We start from the raw sequence: 20151 nt of genomic DNA on the forward strand, positions 1-20151 counted from the left end.
GTCAACCTGGTCCTCATGGTCGGAAGGTTAAGGTGAAGGTCGACCCACTTGCCGATGTCGAGCGCCTTAGCTTGCCGCGATGGATCTCGGCAATTCGGCCGATAATTTTCAACCCTATCCCAAGGCTGTCGGTCTCTGCTTCCCTGACAGTTTGGTCGACAGCTGCCATCCGCCGATCTTCAACCTCTATAAGATGGGACCCGACGCGGACGACGATATGGGTTCGCTCCGGCGTATGACGAACGGCGTTTTCAATCAGATTACGGACCGCATCGCGCAAGAGAGACGGAACTCCCCTGACCAGCGCGCTGTCGACGTCTTTTATAAGCTCTACGGAGTGCAGGTTCTCGTATACCCAGGGTGCTACCTGCTCGACGGCAGAGGTTGACACCTCGATCAGGTCAACAGTTTCAAAAGCGCCGTGATCGAAGCTTTCAAGGCGGGCGAGCGACGTTAGCTGGGACACGAAGCGCACGAGATCATCGAGGTCGGCCTCGACCAGCCTCGCGCGCGGATGATCGATATGCCCAAGTTCCAGCTTCATTGCTGCTAGCGGCGTGCGGATTTCATGCGCGATCCCCGAGGTCAGCGTCTTTTGCGACGTCATGAGCTCCGCCACCCTTTCGAACGCCCTGTTAACGGCAATGGCAAGATGAGCAACCTCGCGCGGCATCTCGTCGAACTTCAAATGAGAGCGCGCATCCATCGGATCGATCTGGTCTGCTGCCTCGGCGGCGGCGCGGACCGGTCCGAGAGCCTGTCGTACGGAAAGCAATGTGGCCCCAAGCACGAGAATGAGCAAAATACTCATTGGCACGACAAGGTGCTCGATGATCTCATTCCACAAGACGTCGGAAACAACCTCTTGTGGATCACCAAGCGTGGCGACATCGATCAGAAACCGCTGGCCTGCGATAAAAAATGCCCGCCCCCCGACCAATGTGAGAGGCTTGCCAGACTTCAGCGACCGTAACCAGAAATCCGGCCTGTCGATATCGACGGGAAGAAATCGATCTTCGCAGGCCGGATCGCAGGACTCGAATAGGAGTGTGCCGTTGGCGCTGCGGATCCTTGCCAAATAGCCAGCCCCGTCCTGTCGATATCGATCCCGGATCGTCTGCGGAAGCTGGTAGCGAACGGTGTCGCGATCGACGAAAATCCCCTCAGACAGTCGTTGGGTTTCCTGTTCGACGTAGAGGCGAGACAGTTCACCAGTGTTCCAGTAGTAGTCGGAGATGACGACGGCAAGCTGAACAAGCATTGCGAGAACCGCAAAGAACGCGATTCTCTTGGCCACTATGGTGCCGAGCGTCGGGCGGTTTCGGCTCAATCAGGCACCTCGCGCATCATGTATCCGACCCCCCTGACCGTTTCGATCAAGGTCCCCGTCTTATGTCCCTCCACCTTCTTGCGTAGCCGCGAGACGGCGAGCTCGACGGCATTGCTGCTTTTTTCGTCTCCAAATTCCGAAAAGGCATGCTCGATCTTCGATTTCGCGACGACTTTACCGCCATTTCGCATCAAGAGCTCAAGCAAGCCCTTTTCCGAGGGGGCCAGAGTGATTTCCGCCCCCGAACACATGACCCGACGCGAGGCGACGTCTATCCGCAGAGCGCCGTATTCCAGAACTGGCATGGACGTCACAGGCGCCCGTCGCATGAGGGCCCGAATTCGGGCGACGAGTTCGCCGTTGTGGAACGGCTTGGCGAGATAGTCGTCAGCGCCCGCGTCAAGCCCGGCGATACGCTCATCGATGGCACCGCGGGCTGTCAGGACAAGCACCGGAGTTTGCAGCTTTTCCTCACGCAGGGATTTCAGGACATCCAGGCCGTCTTCATCCGGAAGGCCGAGGTCGAGTAGCAACAGATCATACGTGTGATCGGCCAGAGCTGCGCGACCAAGTTCGGCGGTTGCAAAGGCGTCGATCTTCCAACCGGCATCCCTGACGGCTTCGCTGACGAGATCGCGAAGCCGGGCGCTATCCTCGATCAGCAGGATCCTCATAGTTTCTTGCGACCCGTTACCATCGACCAGACCAAATTCTCCCGGTGTCTCCAACTTTCGATGATGGCGGCGCCGGCATGAATGAAAACAAGCACCATAATGCTGTTGGCAATGGTCCCATGCAATTGCTCCAGCCATTTTTCTCCCCAGAAGGCATCAAGCGTCGTCATCCAGCCGGTCAGGGCCGTGGCTGCGAGCAAACCGATCAGCACAAGCATCATGGTGGAAGCGAGCGGGTTGTGACCGATATATCGGTCCTCGCTGCGCGTCATGATCCCGCGGACCTGTTTCCTGACCTTGGCCGGGGTTGGCAGGAAGTCACGGAAGCGAGCGTGCTTTGTGCCGACAAAGCCCCATATGATCCGGATGAAAATTGCGGCGGCAACGACATATCCGGTCACGCGATGCCAATATTTGCCCTCTTCAAGGACAAAGAGGTTGAGGGTACAGGCGGCGACGATCGTCCAGTGGAAAATGCGAACAATCGGGTCCCAGACCTTGATCATCCGCGGTGCGGTATTGGAGGGCGATCCGCCCTCCGCTCTCTTCTCAGTTGTGGTCATGGGCTAATCACCCTTCTGAACGATCTCGCCGGACACCGGGTTGAAGTAGACTTCGGCGCGCTTGCCGTCCTTGTCCTTGCCGTAGATCTCGTAGCAGCTGCCGGTGATCTCAAACGTCTTGACCTTGTAACCAAGCGCATCGATCTTGGCCTTCATGGCGTCCTCGGACATCCATTTGGACTTCGGTTCCGTTGTGCAGCTCGGGCTGGCGAAGGCGACGGCCGGAGTTGCAGCAGACATTGCAAGTGCAGCGATGAGTTTCAGCTTCATGATTTTAATCCCGATTAAAGCCCTCGTGGGGCGACGAGGGGATTAATGGCCTGGCAAACCTGTCTGTCTCCTGTCCGACAAAGTCATTACTCCCAGAAGCGCTATCGACCATGTAGGCCGTTGGGAACGCTCCAACCTGTGCTCTCTCGGGATTGCAACCTGAGCCGATCTCGTCACGCCCACCCCAAAGCGCGCGACGGACGCGATCGCCGAAACGGAGACGGTGTGAGATCAGTCAGTGATCAATCCTTGCGGGGATCTGACGTTGACCAGCCGGCCGTTGCTCTCCGCGCCAAAATGGCCAGTTGACGAGATAACCTGCCAGACCGTCAACGATGCCAGAGGACGCCTGCAGCGGCAGTTGAACGAGATGGCGGAGCCATTGCCTTAGAGAAACATCGGCAACTCCTAGGCTGTCGGAGGCGCGCTTGATATTGGCTGCTAGGCGTTGTGGCTCAGCGCAGTGATACGCTGGCTCGCACAAGCCATCTGGATGAGCGCTTAGCGTCCGTCGCAATGGAATCCGCACGCCCGGTCGGTCGACTTGTAGCTCGTTGCGAGACCGCCGACGAGGTCAATCTCTCGCAGCGGCTGCGTCGAGAAATAGCCTGCGAATAGGACTCCGGCGTTGTTGACCAGAATGTCGAGCCCGCCAAATTCCTCGACTGCTTGCTCGACGGCAGCCGTCGCAGATTCGGCAAGCGCGGGGTCTGCTTGAATGGCAACAGCCTTGCGGCCCATCGCGTGGATCTCCGCGATAACGGCACTGGCGTATTCGGAGGACTTCTCGAAAGTTACGGCAACGTCGGCGCCATCTTCGGCAAGCTATAACGCCACGGCGGCACCGATGCCGCGAGCGGCCGCCGTCACGAGTGCTCGCTTACCGGCGAGCGCAGAGTTATCTGTCTTGAGCATCGCTGTGTACCTCGGTTCTATGACTGCTGCATCCCGGCCGGCAAGGATGACGTCGTTGCGTAGCTCGAAAATTCCGGCCGGGCTCGTCTCGGCTCTGGGCGTGACGCAGTTCATCGGTTACGGCACCCATTACAGCTTCAGCATCCTGGCGTCCGGCATGGCGGCCAATCTCGGCTTGTCGCTGGCGGAAGTTTTTTGCGTCTTCTCCGTGTCACTGTTCATCGGTGGCCTGTCGGCCACCTATATCGGCAAGCAGACAAGATCGGCGCCGCGACGATCATGACGAACGGCTCGGCCCTTGCCGCAGTCACGCTCGCCCTATGCGCCTGGTCGCCCTCGGTCGCGATCTTCGCCGTCGCTATCATCCTACTCGAGGTTTCGTCCGGCATGGTCCAGTATCAAGCGGCATTCGCAGCACTGGTCGAAAGCGATCCCCGCACAGCCTTACGCAGCATCACCTATCTGACGCTAATCGGCGGCTTTGCCTCGACGATCTTCCGGCCGATATCGGCCACGCTCACCGCCTATCTGTCCTGGCGGGAGATCTACCTCGTCTTTGCAGCGTTGAACCTGTTTCTCTGTATGCTGCTGCACTTCTGGATCCGAAGCCTCGGAAAGAAGGCAGGCGAAACATCCATCCGGCAGCGCGAGACGGTCATCGGCGCAATCCCGCCGCATGCACGCCGCCGCGCCATGGTCATGGTCTCATTTGCGTTCGCGCTCCTCGGCTTCACGCTTGCCGCGATCCTTGCCCATATGGTGCCGATGCTGGGATCGATCGGGCTGGGTGCGACCGCCGTCGTGATTGGTTCGCTGTTCGGGCAGGCGCAGGTGCTGAGCCGCCTGATCAACATGGTGTTTGGGAAGAACCTGTCGCCGCCAGGGCTTGCCGTCCTCTCGGCCGTGCTGATTGTCTTCGGCGTCCTGGTCCTGCTGATGACAGGCAACTGGCTGCCAGGTGCGGTCGCCTTCGCCATTTGCCTCGGGCTCGGTTCCGGCATCAACAGCATCGCGCAGGGGAGCCTGCCGCTCTATCTCTTCGGATCGGACGGATATGGTGCGATCACAGGTAAGATGGCGGCCGCCCGTCTGGCGGTCGGCGCCGGCGCGCCCTTCGTGTTCGCGGCGGCCATGGAGAATCTCGGGCTGAGCGGCGCCCTCGTCGCACACGCATGTCTCGGGGCGATCAGCATCGCGGCATTCGTCGCGGTGGCAGCGTCCTGCCAGCAGCCTGCCACCGCGACGGCTTGATGCGTCAGATCGACTTGAGCGAAACCCGCTTCTCCAGCTCGGCTGCTTCTTCCTTCCGCTCGCTATATCGGTCGGTGAGGTAGGACGAGGCATCGCGGGTCATGAGCGTGAACTTCACCAGTTCCTCGCAGACATCGACGACGCGGTCATAGTAGGAAGATGGTTTCATCCGGCCATCGGTGTCGAATTCCTGAAACGCCTTCGCAACGCTGCTCTGATTGGGAATGGTGATCATCCGCATCCAGCGGCCGAGGATGCGCAACTGGTTCACAGCGTTGAAGGACTGGCTACCGCCGGAGACCTCCATCACCGCCAGCGTCTTGCCCTGCGTCGGACGGACGGAGCCGAGCGACAGCGGGATCCAGTCGATCTGCGCCTTCATGATGCCGGTCATCGCGCCGTGGCGCTCCGGGCTGATCCACACCTGGCCTTCCGACCATAGGGAAAGGTCGCGCAGTTCCTGAACCTTGGGATGGCTGACGGGTGCCTCGTCCGGGAGCGGCAATCCCGCCGGATCGAATATCCGAACCTCGCATCCGAGGCGTTCAAGCAGCCGACGGACTTCGAATGCAAGGAGGCGGCTATAGGACACTTCCCGTAGCGATCCATACAGGATCAGGATTCTCGGCTTGTGAGTCGAGAATGCCGGCTGCAGAGATTCCGGTGCGATGGGCTGAAGATGGTCGTCCTGCAAAGCGGGAAATGTCTCAGACAATGGGCTTTCCTTCCCGGTCGAGGACCTGTTCGCCGTCTTCCTTCGTGAACGGTCCTTTGAAGGCGTCGGCAGGCAGGATGTCGAGCACGATCTCCGACGGGCGAGCCAGCCGGGTGCCCAGCGGCGTGACGACGAGTGGCCGGTTGATCAGGATCGGGGTGGCAATCATCGCGTCCAGCAACTGCTCATCCGTTCGGCCCGGATGGTTGAGGCCGAGTTCCGCATAGGGCGTGTCCTTCTCACGGATCGCTTCGCGGACCGTCAGGCCGGCATCTGCGATCATCTTCGAGAGCTGCTCGCGCGAGGGCGGGTTCTGCAGGTACTCGATGACGGTGGGTTCGATCCCGGCGGCACGGATCAGCGCCAGCGTGTTGCGAGACGTGCCGCAGGCCGGATTGTGATAGATGGTGGCGTCCATGGTCAGGGCCTTTCGATGGTGGTGTTGCGGGAAACGGCGGGCGATGCCTCGTACCAACCCTTCGAGCGGTTCACGATCCAGACGACCGATAGCATTACGGGCACCTCGATCAGGACACCGACGACGGTGGCGAGTGCCGCGCCCGACTGAAACCCGAAGAGGCTAATGGCGGCGGCAACCGCAAGTTCGAAGAAGTTGCTGGCACCGATGAGCGCTGACGGCCCCGCGACGCAGTGACGCTCGCCTGCCATGCGGTTCAAGAGGTAGGCCAGTCCGGAGTTAAGATAGACCTGGATCAGGATCGGCACGGCCAACAACGCTATGATGGCCGGCTGAGCGATGATCTGCTCGCCCTGGAAGGCGAAAAGAAGCACGAGCGTGGCGAGCAGCGCCACGAGCGATAGCGGATGCAGATTCGCAAGCAAGCGATCGAGCGCGCCTGTTGCGCCGTCGGCTGTCAAGTAGTTCCGCAGCACCTGGGCGATGATGACGGGAACCACGATGTAGAGCGCGACCGACAGGGCAAGCGTCGCCCACGGCACGGTGATGGCTGAGAGACCGAGCAGCACGCCGACGATCGGCGCGAAGGCGACGACCATGATCGCGTCGTTCAAGGCCACTTGCGAGAGGGTGAACAGCGGCTCACCCCGCGTCAGGTTCGACCAGACGAAGACCATGGCCGTGCAAGGTGCTGCGGCAAGGATGATCAGGCCTGCGATATAAGAGTCGATCCGGTCGGCCGGCAGATAGGGTCGGAATAGCCAGCCGACGAAAAGCCATCCCAGCAAAGCCATGGAGAATGGCTTGATCGCCCAGTTGATGATCAGCGTGACGCCGATCCCGCGCCAGTAGGAGCCGACCCGCGCCAACGACCGGAAATCGACCTTCAGCAGCATAGGGATGATCATCAGCCAAATAAGGACCGCGACCGGGATGTTGAGCTTGGCAATCTCGGCGCCCCCGATGACCTGGAAGACGCCGGGCATCAGGTGACCAAGAGCAACGCCGACGGCGATGCAGAGGAAGACCCAAACAGTCAGGTATCGTCCAAATGTCGACATCTTACTCGGCCTTCGGGGATTTGACCGATGCGCCTTCCAATGAACCGATCTGGCGAACGTGCTGCTCGAGGGGCAGGCGGTCGATCGAGGCGACGGCTAGGTTGAGGAAGGCGGTGATCCGATTCTTCAGAAACCGGGCAGCTTGGGCGAAGGCACGCCGGATCTCAACTTCAGTTCCGACGACGGCCGCGGGATCGTCGACGCCCCAATGGGCGGTCATCGGATGGCCAATCCATACCGGGTACGCTTCGCCGGCTGCGCTGTCGCAGATGGTGAAGATGAAATCAATCTCCGGGCTACCTGTCTCGGCGAACACGTCCCAACTCTTCGACGAGATACCCGTCGATGAGTAGCCGAGCGTTTCCAACTCCTTCAGCGCGTGTGGATTGACCTCGCCCTTCGGCTGGCTGCCGGCGGAATAGGCTTTAGACCTGCCGCCACCCTCCTTGTTAAGGATGGACTCGGCGAGAATAGAGCGAGCGGAATTGCCCGTGCAGAGGAACAGCACGTTATCGGTCTTGTCAGTCATGGTCGTGGTCCGTGGTCATCGGAGGCCTGTTGAGCTTCATGATGGTCGCCGACGATGGGCAAATGGATGATAGTTGGCGGGTCGCCATCACCGCAGCCGGCTTCGGCCCGAGGAACTTCGGAAAACCCGATGGCGGAGAAGAACGGGGCGGCGCTAGTGGTCGCGAGGAAGACATTGCCATCGACGTCGCGCAGCGTTGCCTCGACGATGGCTCGGCCGACCCCATGACCCCGATGTGCCGGCAGAACGACAACAGACCGCAGCAGACAATCGCCGGCGCAGCGTTCGAGGCCGGCATATCCGATCGTTTGGCCGTCGCCTGAGGCTGCTTCAAAGAATGCGCGGCCATCGTCTTCAATGTCATCGGTTGGGAGATCCGCCGCACGGAGCGCTTCGCGAAGACGAGCGTCGCTACCGGCCACTTCGTGCAATGCGATCACGCTCAGCATGGGGTCGCCCCCGGCGCGCAGCACGGCGTCAGTTCTGCGATCAAAGGAGCGCAAAGCTCCGTCGATCCGCCGCAACAATCCTTCAGCAGGAATAGTGTCAGGTCGCGCAAGCCGTTCAGGTCGGCCCGGTAGATGATTGATCGGCTCTGGCGCTCGCTCCTCACCAACCCTGCACGGGAAAGCGTCGCAAGATGCGCCGACATTGTGTTCTGCGGGACATCGAGGAGCCGTGCGAGCTCACCTGCCGGAATTCCCTCCGGTTCGTGCCGCACGAGCAGACGGAACGTCTCCAGGCGGGTGTTCTGGGCCAAGGCCGCAAGGGCCGCTATTGCGCTTCTGCTTTCCATATATCCAGAATAATGGATATATGGAAGAAGTCAACCGCCGCTTAGCCGGGGCGGATTATGTGCAGCTGGAACTCGGAGATGCCCTGCAAACCAGGCCATCGAGCCTGAGGTGACCATAAGTCACCACGGCTGATATTCGGCGATCTCTTCCGGATCGACGAGTTCGCCGGTGACCTCGGTGACGACGACAAGGCCGAAAGCGGTTGTCGCCATAGGCCGAGCGAGGGGTGAGAGATCGTCGCTCGGCACGGGCAGCCGTTCTTCCTGCGCTCCGACGCTTCGCTTTGTCCTCCTCGTCGGTGCCCTTGCTTGCCTGGGCGCGCTTTTGCCTTTCTTCCGGTTCATCGCTTGGCCGCCTCCTTGTTGCGACTGTACCCCTGTTGCGGCCCACTTGTTGAGAGGCTATGAAATGCCTGCGCGACATCAGGGGGATCGCTAGTGGCTTACGGCACGGTCAAGTTTTTCAACCAGGAAAAGGGCTTTGGCTTCATCACACCGGACGAAGGCGGTCAGGACGTGTTCGTTCACGTGAGCGCAGTGCAGGGTTCGACGCTTCTGCGGGATGGCCAGAGGGTTTCCTACGAGGTGGGCCAGGATCGCCGGACCGGCAAGTCACGGGCCGAGGGCGTCCGCGGCGCCTGACTTAGCGCTGGAGCGTGTCGATGAAAGTCAGGGAAGCGACCAGCAGCGACGTGGACGCGATGAGCGAACTTCTCGAAAATCTGGTCGAGGCCGGCAAGCGAACGATGCCGGCAGAGATCGACTACGTTCGGGAGCACTATGTCGACAATCCGCTGAGCATATGCTGCACTCTTGCCGAAGACGACGACGGTATCATCCTCGGGTTCCAGTCCCTGATCCGCGCCGTCGATGGCAATCCGTACGGCACGCCGGCCGGCTGGGGTATCATTGGTACGCACGTTTCACCGGATGCCGCACGAGGCGGCGTCGGAACCAGACTATTTGCGGCGAGTGAGCAGGCTGCGATCAGTACGGGACTGACGAAAATCGAAGCTTTCATAGGCAACGCGAACGCTGTCGCCCAGGCTTACTACGAGCGCATGGGCTTCAAGACGTACCGGCAAACGGAAACAGCCATCTGCAAGGTCTGGACGCGCCAGGAGAGTTGACGGAAAAGCGATCGTCTCACGAAGATGCCGGCGACGTTCGCAAGACGGGTCCCTTGACGCCGAGATTGGGCAAGACAGTTCACCGCCATGGACCGTATCCCTTCCCCTCCCGCCGACGGGCATCCCGACCGTTTCCTGCGGTGTCAGGAAGCCAGGACGACGTCGTGGCCGCGGTTGCTTTGGCGGGCGTTGACGCGGGTTGGACACCGGAAGAAGTTTGGGCCGCACTCGTGGAGCTGGCGGACAACCTCATGCTTTCGGAGCTCGCAAATCGTGATCTGGAACGCGATCTGGCGGGCCTCAGAAGCGGGAGAGCGTAAGGGCATGTGCGGCAGGTTCACGTTCGACCATGAATGGCGGGTCTTCGCGAAGACGAACGGAAACGTCTCGTGGGCGAGCTGATGTCGGATGATGATGATCTGGCGGACTTGCCCGCCAGGTCGGCTGTGCGACCAAACACGTATTGGGCGGCTAAGAGCGCCTCCGGAACGGAGTGCACGAGGCGTTCTGGCTATCTGGAAACAGCACGACCCCCGACACCGGTCTCCTGCGAAACTTCGTATTGAAGACGGCAGCCGACATCGACCGGTACTGTCCACTCCGGAGAAACACTTCCACGGTCTTCGTTTCCGGATTGGCGCGCAGCTCGCGGCAGCGATCCCAGTCACACAGGAAGCTTGCTGCCGGCATGTCCGTCACATCGACGTCGAGAAGAATATCCTGCGCACTTGCGGTCGCGAAGATAATCAGGTCGTCCGCGCCAACCAGTAGTGCGGGAGCCCTGAGGCGTTCCAGCTTATCAAGAAGGTCCGTCATCACTTTTCGTCGCAGGTGTTAACTAAGTCATTATTGGATTGGACGGGCATCTTTGCCCTTTTTGGATACGTGTAGCTACAAGCTGGTGTTTGCTCCCTGTTTGTCCAGCGTCCTGCCAACCAATGGCAAATGAAGTCTCTTTCCAATGATTAAAATGCATCAATTCGACCAAGGTCCGTGGCGCATTTTGATAGACGCACTAGATAGCGTGGGGTAACCACGGGTTTGCAGTTCACGATTTTTTACCGGGAAGATTGCAGTCGAATGACACAGGGACCAAACCCCAGCATTGAGCAGCGCTACCGCCTGCTGATCGAAGCAATCACCGATTATGCAATCTACATGCTGGACCCGGCAGGCAACATCACGAGTTGGAACCCGGGAGCGGAGCGGCTGAAAGGATATTCCGAGGCCGAGATCATCGGTCGCCACTTCTCGACCTTCTATACCGAGGAAGACCGCGCAAAGGGTTTCCCGGAAGAGGCGCTCAGGATCGCTGAAGCCGACGGTCGCTTCGAGCGTGAGGGATGGCGGCTGCGCAAGGATGGATCCAAGTTTTGGGCGAACGTCATCGTCGATCCGATCCGAAACGCTGACGGGAACCTGATCGGCTTCGCCAAGATCACGCGCGATATCAGCGAAAAGCGCGCGGCTCAGGAGGCCATGGTTCAGGCTCACAAATTGGAGGCGGTCGGGCAGCTGACAGGCGGCTTGGCCCACGACTTCAACAATCTCCTGACGGCGATCCTGGGCAGCCTCGAGATTGCCAGGAAGCGAGCCGTCAGGCCGGACGTCCTAGACCTCATCGAAAATGCCATTCAGGGCGCCCAGCGCGGCGCAACGTTGACGCAACGGCTTCTGGCGTTCGCACGGCGGCAAGAGCTGAAGATCGACTCGCTACGCGTTCCCGACCTTGTCGGCGGGATGGCAGACCTGATGCGTCGAACGATCGGCCCGGAGGTTGTCATCAACACCGCGTTTCCAGCTGATCTTCCCCCCGTGCTTACCGACGCCAATCAGTTGGAGAGTGCGCTCCTCAACCTCGTCGTGAATGCGCGCGATGCAATGCCGGATGGTGGCGAAATCGCCATCACGGCGGAGCGGCGGTATGTGACAACAGGCAGTGCTAACTCGCTCGCGACAGGCGACTACGTCTGCCTTTCGATTGCCGATCAGGGAGAGGGGATGGATGCAGAGACACTCGCAAATGCCAGCCAACCATTCTTCACGACGAAAGGCGTCGGCAAGGGCACAGGATTGGGTCTCGCGATGGTCCAGGGGCTCATGGCACAGTGCGGCGGACAACTGGTGCTGAAGTCTAAACCGGGTGTCGGCACGACAGCCGAGCTTTGGCTTCCGGTGTCAGGGGAGCCGTCGACATTGGCCGCTTCTACCCCCGAGACCGTGTTTGATCCCGCGCCAACCGCCATGACGGTCCTGGTGGTCGATGATGACGCGCTGGTGCTCATGAACACAGTCCTCTTACTTGAGGATCTCGGCATGGAAACCATGCAGGCGTCCTCCGGGGCGGAGGCCATGACGATATTGGATAGTGGTGAGCTCCCTGCTGTCGTGATCACGGACCATGCCATGCCCCACATGACCGGCGCAGAGCTCTGCAGGCGCGTAAGGCAGCAGTATCCGAGCCTTCCATTGATTCTAGCGACAGGCTACGCCGAGCTTCCCGAGGGGGCCGAGCTTCTGAGCGATGTCGTCCGATTGTCGAAGCCGTTCAGTCAGACCCAGTTGTCGCGGGCACTTTCGGAAGCCTGTAATGCCGGACGGTGCTTCTGACTGATAGACGATTGCGGCTCGGGGACCTGATCGGCCGCGCTTTGTACGGATGCGGACCAAGCTGCGATCCCGGACCAAAGTCCGGATGATCAAACGCGACGGTTGTGTTAGCTGTTGATCTGCCCTGGGGAGGACCCGAATGACGCTGGCGACCGATATCCGTGATGCGTGCCTTGTTCTGCCACAGCTTGATCGTCAGAGCCGCCTGGGCCTGATCGAGCGAATACTCGGACAGCTTGAAGCCTACCGCACGACGGCGCTTGAGGGCGTGCGGCCGGACAAACGCTTCTGGATCGACACCCTCATTGCGTCCGTCAAGACGTCTCTGGACGAGATTGCAGCAATGGACACAGCAGAGCTCCTCGGCATCTTAATCGAGTTCGAGAAACTGATTGCGGTTCTCGACGGAATCAGCGCTTCTCGTGTCGCAGTGCCCACGTTCCACTGATCGCGGAGGTTTGGTATGATCGAGACGCAGCAGACCTCCGGCTGGTTGAATCCGACGTTCAACGATCGCCTCGTTTCCAGCTACGAAACGTTACTCTCTCCGATCCTCTTCGATCCCTATGCCGTGCACATGGTCGAGTATGCCGCCCGATCCCGTCCAGCAAACATCCTCGAAGTCGCAGCCGGCACCGGCGTCCTGACACGCGCGCTTCGCTCTCGCATGCCAACCGCTGAAATCGTGGCGACTGATATCAGCCCGGCCATGGCAGCTGAGGGGCGCAGGGCGACCGAGGGGCTGGAGGTCCACTGGTTGGAGGCCGACGCTGGTAAGCTGCCCTTCGGGCCGCAAATGTTCGATCTGGTCGTCTCGCAGTTCGGCGTCATGTTTTATCAGAACAAGGTGGCAGCGTTTCGCGAAGCTGCGCGGGTTCTGCGCAAGAACGGCAGGTTCCTGTTTTGCACCTGGGACTGGCTTCACGACAACGACTTCGCCAGGGCCGTGGACGAGGCACTGGCGAGGCTGTTTCCTGCAGACCCACCGTCGTTCCTGCGCCGGCTGCCGTATTCATACTACGATCAGGATGTCATCCGAGCGCAGATGTCGGCGGCAGGATTCTCGGCCGTCTCCTGCGATCGCGTCGAGCTGACATCGACAGCACCGGACGCCGGCACGATCGCGGCGGCATTCTGCGAGGGCACGCCGCTTCGCAGCGAGATCGAGGAGCGATCCCCGGGCCTTCTGTTCGAAACGGTCGCTGCGGTAGAAAAGGTCATCAGGGCGGATCTCGCCGCCCGACCAGAGGGTGCCATGACTGCTTTGCTTGTGCTCGGTACGGCCGCTTAGTGCTGCAGCGCTTTTGGTCACAAGCAAACGGCAGTAGACCCGTCACGAGCACTGATTTCCGTTGGCATCGCAGGACGAGCCACCCCACGCACAAAATGCAGGGGCGTCACGAATTTGGCACAGTCGTCACGCGTATTTGGTGAGATTATGGTTCGCGAGCATCGACTCGATGCCGCTGCTTTGCAGCGTCTCCCGCACAGACTCCACCGGCCCGCGAACCGTTATCTCAGCGTGGCCATGCCGATTATATCATACCATGACACATATAAGGTCTTTTCGATGTCCCGTTCAAAATCAGCGGCCCTGAGCGATCAAGTCTATGAAGGTCTGGCCGGCTTCCGGCTCGCAATGCGGCGCTTCCTGGCGTTCAGCGAGGCCGCGCTTGCGGAAGCGGGCGTCACGTCTCCACAATATCAGGCCCTCCTCGTGGTGCGGTCCACCCCTCATCGTCAGATCAGGCTTCGAGATCTCGCCGAGCAGTTGCTGATGCATCACCATGGCGCCGTCCAGCTCGTCGACCGCATGTGTTCCGCTGGCTTGGCGGAGCGTATCCCGGCGGAGGACGATAAGCGCAGCGTCATGATTAGCCTGACCTCGAAAGGGCGGGAGGTCCTTGAAGCACTTGCCCGCATCCACGTCGATGGCATGCTCGAAAACGAGCCGCTGCTGGCGGAATCCCTCTCCCGCCTGCGACAGGTCACCGAGCTCGCCTGACGCCGTCAAAGTTTTTTATCACGTCGTGATTGATCTCCAACTTCGTTCTTGTATCATGACATGATATAAAACCAGGATAACAGCTATCGCGGACGCAGAACGCTGGTCGGCACCCTATCGCCCCTCAAAAACCCTCTGGGCGTGGTCGCTCGTCGGCGCATCAGCCTTGACGTCATTATGGGCGGGCCTTCCGCCTTTGCACGGGCGCTCAAACAATCGAAGCATACATCGATAGCGTCCCGCATTAAAAGTTCGCCACCTGGAAACCGATGCATCGCCCGCGCGTTTGCATTTCCTACGGCGTGGAGGTTTTCATGAACGAGCATCTGACTGACCCTGCATCCGAAGGACCGGCCGGCGGCTGGGGATCGGTGAAATCGATCGCGCGCATTTACGGCGAGACCCTTTCCAATCCGGCGGTCCTCGAAACCCTGAAGCAGCAGAACAAGCCTGGCGGCTTCATGTGCGTTTCCTGCGCCTGGCCGAAGCCGGCAAACTACCATCCCTTTGGGTTCTGCGAGAACGGGGCGAAGGCGACGTTGTGGGAATCGACCTCGGCACGGTGCAAGCCCGACTTTTGGAACGACCACACGGTCCTGGAACTTCGCGACTGGAAAGATCACGACCTCGAAATGGCCGGACGCCTTACGCATCCGATGCGCTACGACGCCGACACGGATCGCTATGTCGAAGTCAGTTGGGAAGAGGCGTTTTCCGGCATCGGCGCCGTGCTGAAGCGCCTAGAACCAAAGGAGGTCGTCTTCTATTCCTCCGGCCATGCCGGTCTCGAAGCCTCCTATCTCTATGCTCTGCTCGCACGTCTCTACGGCAACAACAACCTCCCGCAAAGCTCCAACATGTGTCACGAGACGACGTCGGTCGGCCTGACCAAGGTGATCGGCTCGCCGGTGGGTACCGTGGTCTGGGACGATCTGGAAAAGACCGACTGCCTGTTCTTCTTCGGGCAGAATCCTGGAAGCAACAGCCCACGCTTCCTGCACCCTCTCCAGGAGGCGAAGCAGCGTGGGGCGAAGATCGTCACCTTCAATCCGGTGATCGAGCAGGGCCTTGTCAGTTTCGTCAATCCGCAGAGCCCGCGCCAAATGCTGACAGGCGAAGAGACGGTAATTTCCGATCTATATCTGCAGGTGCAAAGCGGCGGCGATGTCGCGGCAATCCTTGGCCTCTGCAAGGTGGTGGTCGAGGCCGACGACGACGCCAAGACGCTCGGTCTTAAACGCATCCTCGACGTCGAGTTCATCGAGCAGCATACGACGGGCTTCGACCGGTTCGTCGACTGTGTCCGGACGGCATCCTGGTCCGACATCGAGCGCGAGAGCGGTCTAACCGAGCCCGACATCCGCCGGGCCGGTCAAATATATGTCGAGGCCGAGAGGGTCATCGGCGTATACGGCATGGGCCTCACACAGCATTCGAAGGGCGCGCTCAACATCGCGATGCTGGCCAACCTGCTGATGCTGCGGGGCAACATCGGGCGCGAAGGCGCAGGCGTCTGTCCCGTGCGCGGCCACTCTAACGTCCAAGGCCAGCGTACGGTCGGCATCGCAGAAAAGACCAAGCTGGTTCCGATGGACAAGCTGAAGGAACTTTTCGATTTCGATCCGCCGACGGAGGATGGCACCCATATGGTCGACGCGGTGAAGGGCTTGATGAGCGGTCACGTCAAGGGCTTCGTATCGCTCGGCGGCAATCTGCTTCGGGCCGTCCCCGACCAGAGGGACATGGAAGTCGCATGGGCGAAGCAGGAACTGACCGTGATGGTCTCGACCAAGCTCAATCGAAGCCATCTCTTTCCGGCAAAGGCGGCCTATATCCTGCCATGTCTCTCGCGCTCGGAGGTAGACGATCAGGCGACCGGAAACCAATATATTTCCATCGAGGACAGCTTCTCCCACATCCACGGCTCGATCGGCAAGCGCAGCCCGGCCTCGGAGCACCTGAAGAGTGAACTCGCCATCATTGCCGGGATCGCCAAGGCGACCCTTCCCGTAAATCCCAAAGTGACATGGGACGACTGGACCGGCGACTACTCCCTCGTGCGGGACCTCATCGAGAAGACCTACCCGGAAGATTTCGCGAAGTACAACGAGCGGCTCAACGAACCCGGCGGCTTCTATCGTGGCAACGCGGCGCACGACCGCATCTGGAAGACCCCGGAAAAGAAGGCGGTCTTCACAACGCCCGATCAACTGAACTCGCTGTCCTTCCCCGACAGACCTGGCCGTTACCGACTGTTGACGATGCGATCGAACGACCAGTTCAACACGACGATCTATGGATATTCCGACCGATTCCGCGGGATCGAGGGCACGCGCGATGTCGTCCTCATGTGCGCCGAAGACATCGCCGAAGCCGGCCTCGCGCCCGGACAGACAGTGCGGCTCGTCAGCGACTTCGAGGACGGCAGGCGGCGAGAGCTCGGCGGTCTAGTCGTAACACAGCACGCCCTGCCGAAGGGGACGATCTGTTCCTACTATCCGGAGTGCAACGTTCTTAATGCGATCGATCATCACGACGAGCTTTCGAAGACGCCGGCCTCTAAATCGATACCCGTCAGGATAGAGGCCGAGCCATGATGGGCGCCCGGCGGGGGACAGGAGGCTTGGCAGCATGAGCCAGCGCAGCGATGAGGCCGGACCAGACCGGCGCACAGTGCTTGCCGCCGACCGCACGATCTATGCCGCCGAACGCACCTATGCTGCCTGGATGCGAACGGGCTTAACGGCGCTTGCCAGCGGGATAGGAGCGAAAGCACTCTTGGCGGACGTCGTTCCGGAAATCCTCATTGTCACGACGGGGACGATTCTGGTCGTCTTCAGCGCTTTCTGTTTCGTCGTCGCCGTTATCAGGGAGTTCAATCCTGGGCCGCCGCCGCCGGAGCCGGATATCAAGAAGATACCGAGCGTCCTGCTGCTCGCCGTGAGCCGGTTTTCTGGCGATCGTGTCTTTCGTTACTCTCCTCGGCGTATGGTTTGATCGCTCAGGCACGCTTGGCCAGTGAGCTGGACGAGGCATGGATCACGAACCCAACTATGGCACGGTCGGCATTGGCGCGATCCTCGGGATAGGTGTCCTCGTATGGATCGTGGCAATGACTTTTTGAACGAGCCGGGCTCCTGTCTATCGATCGAATTCCGAGCGCTGCAACACGTTCAAGACCTCCTTCGCCATGAGATGTGCCGCCGTCAGGACTGCCGGCGACAGCGGCATTCCATCGCGCGCATCGCGCGAAATCCTCAGGAAACCAATCAACTCGATTGGATTCTCTATGAAGCCGTCGAGAATCTCCTCTACCTCCTGCGGGAAAGAACGCCCTATCCCGACGGCAAGCTGTCCTTTTTCATCGAGCACTCCCCGATCGATGAGTATGGTTTCGATCCGACCGACCCAAAGGCCGAGTTCGGCGCGCATGTCTTTCATCGCTATACCCCTGCCCTTGCCAGCTCAGTCTAATAGTCGTAATCCCCCCGGGGGAATGCCACGGCCGCCTTTTCGGATGTCCTGCAGATAGGTCAGGACCTTGCCTATCATCGGCGGATGAACTGGCTTGGATATCACGCCCACGACGCCCAGAAGTCCGGTTTGAATGGCCTCGGGATTGCCAGTCACCATCACGACTGCCAACCCGAACTCGCTTGCCAGATAATGTCCAACCCTGGGACCCGTTGCACCGTCTCGAAGTTTGACATCGACAAGCGCGATATCGCTGAACGGAGCGAGCGCTTGAGCGGTCTCGAAACTATCGGCGACGCCGGACGTCTCGTAGCCGAAGCTTGTCACTATGTCGCGAAGATCGGCGGCCAGGATGGCGTCGTCCTCCACAATCAATATTTTCTCGGCCGTCATCGCCCCCTCCTCCCAGTTTTGTTCAGCCTGTATTCAGGATTGACAATATGGTCGAAGCGTTAAAGAATGTCATCACATGATATAAAGGATGATACGATGACGAAGACGGCTTTCATTTCAACGGTATTCGCAGCCTATGTCGCCGTCATGTTCGCTGTCGCGTCGATCCCCGCAGAAGCGCCCCAAGTCGTGTCGCAAATGCAGACCCAGCAGGCGGTCAACTGAGGTTGACGGGATGGACGTGAAGCTTTTTCTCGCCGGAGCAGCCATCATGTGCGCGAGCATCTATGGCGGATCTGTTTATGTCCTGTTCTATCTTTGAAGCACCTTCATCATGACGTGATATAAATTTTGCGGATCGCGGAACCGCAAGGGCGCCTCTCCATTATCTTTTGATAAAGGGAGTACGCAGATGCAGCCTACCCTCATCAGGCCGAACCATTCTTACGTCGCGCGTGGCGGCCGCAATCGCAGATATGTCGCGAGGATCGACTGCGGCGTCGTCGACTACAGCGTGAGCGTCTTCGGCGTTTCCTTTACCCGGTCGGAAACGTTGGACGCGTTCGCGCGGTGGGCCTACGAAGACGCGGACCTTCTGATCCACCGTACGTCAACCCGCGGTGCGGGAGCATCGTGATGCTCATGGCGACGCCGGTCAAGAAGGCCGTCATCTACCGCATGGTCATGAAGGACCACATCTGTCCGTTCGGTCTCAAGTCGCTCGACCTGCTGCAACGCGAAGGATATCGGGTCGAGGACCACTGGCTCAGGACCCGTGAAGAAACGGATCGCTTCAAGGCTGACCAGGACGTTGGCACCACACCGCAGATTTTCATCGACGGCAGACCCGTCGGTGGGTACGACGACCTTCGCAATTTCTTTGGCGATCCTCTAAAGGATCCGGACGCCACTTCCTACGTGCCGGTCGTGGCAGTATTTGCGATGACCGCATCGATGGCGATTGCAGCTGGCTGTGCTGCCGGGACTCTGGCATCGCTTCGCACGGTCGAGTGGTTTGCCGCCTTCAGCATGTGCGAGCTGGCGATCCTAAAGCTGCGCGACCTGGAGAGTTTCACGAACATGTTCCTCGGCTACGATCTCCTGGCTCGGCGCTGGGTTCGCTACGCCTATATCTATCCATTCGCCGAAGCCTTCGCGGGCGTGCTGATGATCGCAGGCGGGATGTTGGCCCTGATCGCCTCGCCGGTCGCACTGGCCATCGGTACGATCGGCGCCTGTTCAGTATTCAAGGCGGTCTACGTCGAGAAGCGCGAGTTGAAGTGCGCGTGCCTTGGTGGCGACAGCAACGTTCCCTTGGGATTCATATCCCTGACCGAAAACCTCATGATGGTCGCGATGGCCGTCTGGATGATAATAAAGGCAGTTTTGACATGAGCGAGCCCCAGGACGAAACCACAGACGGTCAAAATGAGCCGGAAGCGATCCACAACATCGCGTCGCTCCGCCGGCAGTACGGCGTCAGCAGGCACGAGGCCCGCCGGCTTATCGAGCGCTTCGGCAATTCGAGGGATGAACTGGATCTGCTCCTCGCAGGCCGCGGTCGGACGGCCCTCCATCGACGGCGTGAGGTCGCTACACCCGAGAGTGACGCCGCGTTTGGTATTGGGTAGTGCGCGTTTCAATGCGAAACCCTGTCTTAGGGCATCGAAGTTCCATCGTGAGACTCGGCAGAGCGCTTCAGGGTTTGGCGCGCCAAGACCGCCTGCAGAACCCCAGTTCGCCCGGACCGCGGTTTCGTTCAAAACCGGATGGACCAGCCCAAGCATTTCCGCAATGACTGCAGCAGGGACACCGCTCACCTATCAGAAAAATCGATCAATTCAATACGAATGCCACGTATATTCCGATGGAGAACCGGAATGAGCGGCATCGGTCTGCCGTTCGCCAATGCCTTTAAGCTGTACGTTGTGCCATCCTCGGCGACGAACGTGCTCTCGATCGGCAAAAGCGCGTTCGGTCTCCGGCCAATCCGCGCTTCCGGATAGAAACCACAGAT

At 59.9% G+C, this 20151-nt stretch carries 25 protein-coding genes and 2 pseudogenes; 13 read left to right on the forward strand and 14 right to left on the reverse strand.

Going from position 1 to position 20151, the window contains the following annotated elements:
• Positions 1–13: 13 nt before the first annotated feature.
• The 5 genes and pseudogenes from ACQZ5H_RS24135 to ACQZ5H_RS24155 form a co-directional block, all read right to left on the reverse strand.
• Positions 14–1330, reverse strand: a complete 1317-nt coding sequence (locus tag ACQZ5H_RS24135; RefSeq protein WP_203431366.1) for a sensor histidine kinase — start codon at positions 1328–1330, stop codon at positions 14–16.
• Positions 1327–2004, reverse strand: a complete 678-nt coding sequence (locus ACQZ5H_RS24140) for a response regulator transcription factor (RefSeq protein ID WP_130279764.1) — start codon at positions 2002–2004, stop codon at positions 1327–1329. The genes ACQZ5H_RS24135 and ACQZ5H_RS24140 overlap by 4 nt, the downstream gene beginning before the upstream one ends.
• Entirely contained in the window at positions 2001–2567 is a 567-nt protein-coding gene (locus tag ACQZ5H_RS24145) for a cytochrome b/b6 domain-containing protein (protein ID WP_203431367.1), read from the reverse strand. The genes ACQZ5H_RS24140 and ACQZ5H_RS24145 overlap by 4 nt, the downstream gene beginning before the upstream one ends.
• Positions 2568–2570: 3 nt before the next feature.
• Positions 2571–2837 carry a PepSY domain-containing protein gene (locus ACQZ5H_RS24150; protein ID WP_112717164.1) on the reverse strand — a complete coding sequence of 89 codons (267 nt, stop codon included), beginning with the start codon at positions 2835–2837 and terminating at the stop codon, positions 2571–2573.
• A 501-nt stretch (positions 2838–3338) separates the two neighbouring features.
• Positions 3339–3650: pseudogene (locus ACQZ5H_RS24155) on the reverse strand (SDR family NAD(P)-dependent oxidoreductase); the annotation flags it as partial.
• 148 nt (positions 3651–3798) lie between these two features.
• On the opposite strand from ACQZ5H_RS24155, the pseudogene arsK reads away from it, so the two are divergent.
• Positions 3799–5003 (forward strand): annotated as a pseudogene (gene arsK, locus ACQZ5H_RS24160) (arsenite efflux MFS transporter ArsK).
• 4 nt (positions 5004–5007) lie between these two features.
• On the opposite strand, the gene arsH reads toward arsK, so the two are convergent.
• The 6 genes from arsH to ACQZ5H_RS24190 are packed head-to-tail and all read right to left on the reverse strand — an operon-like array spanning position 5008 to position 8522.
• The gene (gene arsH, locus ACQZ5H_RS24165) at positions 5008–5718 is read right to left on the reverse strand and encodes an arsenical resistance protein ArsH (RefSeq protein WP_162708705.1); all 711 of its coding nucleotides are present in this window, start codon (positions 5716–5718) and stop codon (positions 5008–5010) included.
• Positions 5711–6136, reverse strand: a complete 426-nt coding sequence (gene arsC, locus ACQZ5H_RS24170) for an arsenate reductase (glutaredoxin) (RefSeq protein ID WP_203431368.1) — start codon at positions 6134–6136, stop codon at positions 5711–5713. The genes arsH and arsC overlap by 8 nt, the downstream gene beginning before the upstream one ends.
• A gap of 2 nt (positions 6137–6138) precedes the next feature.
• Positions 6139–7197, reverse strand: coding sequence for an ACR3 family arsenite efflux transporter (arsB, locus tag ACQZ5H_RS24175; RefSeq protein ID WP_203431369.1), 1059 nt, complete (start codon positions 7195–7197; stop codon positions 6139–6141).
• 1 nt (position 7198) lies between these two features.
• Positions 7199–7726 (reverse strand): arsenate reductase ArsC, encoded by a 528-nt coding sequence (locus tag ACQZ5H_RS24180; RefSeq protein WP_203431370.1) that lies wholly within the window; start codon positions 7724–7726, stop codon positions 7199–7201.
• Positions 7723–8175, reverse strand: a complete 453-nt coding sequence (locus tag ACQZ5H_RS24185; RefSeq protein WP_246777701.1) for a GNAT family N-acetyltransferase — start codon at positions 8173–8175, stop codon at positions 7723–7725. The genes ACQZ5H_RS24180 and ACQZ5H_RS24185 overlap by 4 nt, the downstream gene beginning before the upstream one ends.
• Positions 8169–8522 carry an ArsR/SmtB family transcription factor gene (locus tag ACQZ5H_RS24190; RefSeq protein WP_148194956.1) on the reverse strand — a complete coding sequence of 118 codons (354 nt, stop codon included), beginning with the start codon at positions 8520–8522 and terminating at the stop codon, positions 8169–8171. Before ACQZ5H_RS24190 ends, ACQZ5H_RS24185 begins: the two co-directional genes overlap by 7 nt.
• A 438-nt stretch (positions 8523–8960) precedes the next feature.
• Here ACQZ5H_RS24190 and ACQZ5H_RS24195 point away from each other — a divergent pair, with 438 nt between their 5' ends.
• Together ACQZ5H_RS24195 and ACQZ5H_RS24200 are read left to right on the forward strand one after the other, a co-directional pair.
• The gene (locus ACQZ5H_RS24195) at positions 8961–9164 is read left to right on the forward strand and encodes a cold-shock protein (RefSeq protein WP_112717180.1); all 204 of its coding nucleotides are present in this window, start codon (positions 8961–8963) and stop codon (positions 9162–9164) included.
• 20 nt (positions 9165–9184) lie between these two features.
• Positions 9185–9652 (forward strand): GNAT family N-acetyltransferase, encoded by a 468-nt coding sequence (locus ACQZ5H_RS24200; RefSeq protein WP_203431371.1) that lies wholly within the window; start codon positions 9185–9187, stop codon positions 9650–9652.
• Between the two features lie 471 nt (positions 9653–10123).
• On the opposite strand, the gene ACQZ5H_RS24205 is transcribed toward ACQZ5H_RS24200, so the two are convergent.
• A complete protein-coding gene (locus ACQZ5H_RS24205) occupies positions 10124–10468 on the reverse strand; it encodes a hypothetical protein (RefSeq protein WP_203431372.1) in 345 nt (114 codons plus the stop codon).
• Positions 10469–10732: 264 nt separating this feature from the next.
• Here ACQZ5H_RS24205 and ACQZ5H_RS24210 point away from each other — a divergent pair, with 264 nt between their 5' ends.
• From ACQZ5H_RS24210 to ACQZ5H_RS24235, 6 genes are all read left to right on the forward strand, one after another.
• A complete protein-coding gene (locus ACQZ5H_RS24210) occupies positions 10733–12262 on the forward strand; it encodes a PAS domain-containing sensor histidine kinase (RefSeq protein WP_112717188.1) in 1530 nt (509 codons plus the stop codon).
• Between the two features lie 139 nt (positions 12263–12401).
• Entirely contained in the window at positions 12402–12710 is a 309-nt protein-coding gene (locus tag ACQZ5H_RS24215) for a hypothetical protein (RefSeq protein WP_148194953.1), read from the forward strand.
• Positions 12711–12725: 15 nt separating this feature from the next.
• A complete protein-coding gene (locus tag ACQZ5H_RS24220) occupies positions 12726–13553 on the forward strand; it encodes a class I SAM-dependent methyltransferase (protein WP_112717192.1) in 828 nt (275 codons plus the stop codon).
• A 147-nt stretch (positions 13554–13700) separates the two neighbouring features.
• A complete protein-coding gene (locus ACQZ5H_RS24225; protein WP_449099162.1) occupies positions 13701–14267 on the forward strand; it encodes a MarR family winged helix-turn-helix transcriptional regulator in 567 nt (188 codons plus the stop codon).
• A 314-nt stretch (positions 14268–14581) separates the two neighbouring features.
• Entirely contained in the window at positions 14582–16864 is a 2283-nt protein-coding gene (locus ACQZ5H_RS24230; protein ID WP_449099163.1) for an FdhF/YdeP family oxidoreductase, read from the forward strand.
• A 34-nt stretch (positions 16865–16898) separates the two neighbouring features.
• The gene (locus tag ACQZ5H_RS24235) at positions 16899–17264 is read left to right on the forward strand and encodes a DUF202 domain-containing protein (protein ID WP_246777702.1); all 366 of its coding nucleotides are present in this window, start codon (positions 16899–16901) and stop codon (positions 17262–17264) included.
• Positions 17265–17408: 144 nt separating this feature from the next.
• Here ACQZ5H_RS24235 and ACQZ5H_RS24240 read toward each other — a convergent pair whose 3' ends face one another.
• Together ACQZ5H_RS24240 and ACQZ5H_RS24245 are read right to left on the reverse strand one after the other, a co-directional pair.
• Entirely contained in the window at positions 17409–17708 is a 300-nt protein-coding gene (locus tag ACQZ5H_RS24240) for a hypothetical protein (protein ID WP_203431373.1), read from the reverse strand.
• A gap of 24 nt (positions 17709–17732) precedes the next feature.
• Positions 17733–18167, reverse strand: coding sequence for a response regulator (locus ACQZ5H_RS24245; RefSeq protein ID WP_449099205.1), 435 nt, complete (start codon positions 18165–18167; stop codon positions 17733–17735).
• A 63-nt stretch (positions 18168–18230) separates the two neighbouring features.
• On the opposite strand from ACQZ5H_RS24245, the gene ACQZ5H_RS24250 reads away from it, so the two are divergent.
• The 4 genes from ACQZ5H_RS24250 (at position 18231) to ACQZ5H_RS24265 (ending at position 20140) form a co-directional block, all read left to right on the forward strand.
• Positions 18231–18359 (forward strand): hypothetical protein, encoded by a 129-nt coding sequence (locus tag ACQZ5H_RS24250; RefSeq protein ID WP_281438228.1) that lies wholly within the window; start codon positions 18231–18233, stop codon positions 18357–18359.
• Positions 18360–18776: 417 nt separating this feature from the next.
• On the forward strand, positions 18777–19529 hold the full coding sequence (locus tag ACQZ5H_RS24255) for a glutaredoxin family protein (RefSeq protein WP_207225169.1): 753 nt from the start codon (positions 18777–18779) through the stop codon (positions 19527–19529).
• On the forward strand, positions 19526–19765 hold the full coding sequence (locus ACQZ5H_RS24260; protein WP_130279783.1) for a hypothetical protein: 240 nt from the start codon (positions 19526–19528) through the stop codon (positions 19763–19765). Before ACQZ5H_RS24255 ends, ACQZ5H_RS24260 begins: the two co-directional genes overlap by 4 nt.
• 249 nt (positions 19766–20014) lie before the next feature.
• Positions 20015–20140, forward strand: a complete 126-nt coding sequence (locus ACQZ5H_RS24265; protein ID WP_281438229.1) for a hypothetical protein — start codon at positions 20015–20017, stop codon at positions 20138–20140.
• The last annotated feature ends 11 nt before the right edge of the window (positions 20141–20151 follow it).

The organism is Rhizobium sp. 21-4511-3d, assembly GCF_053522545.1.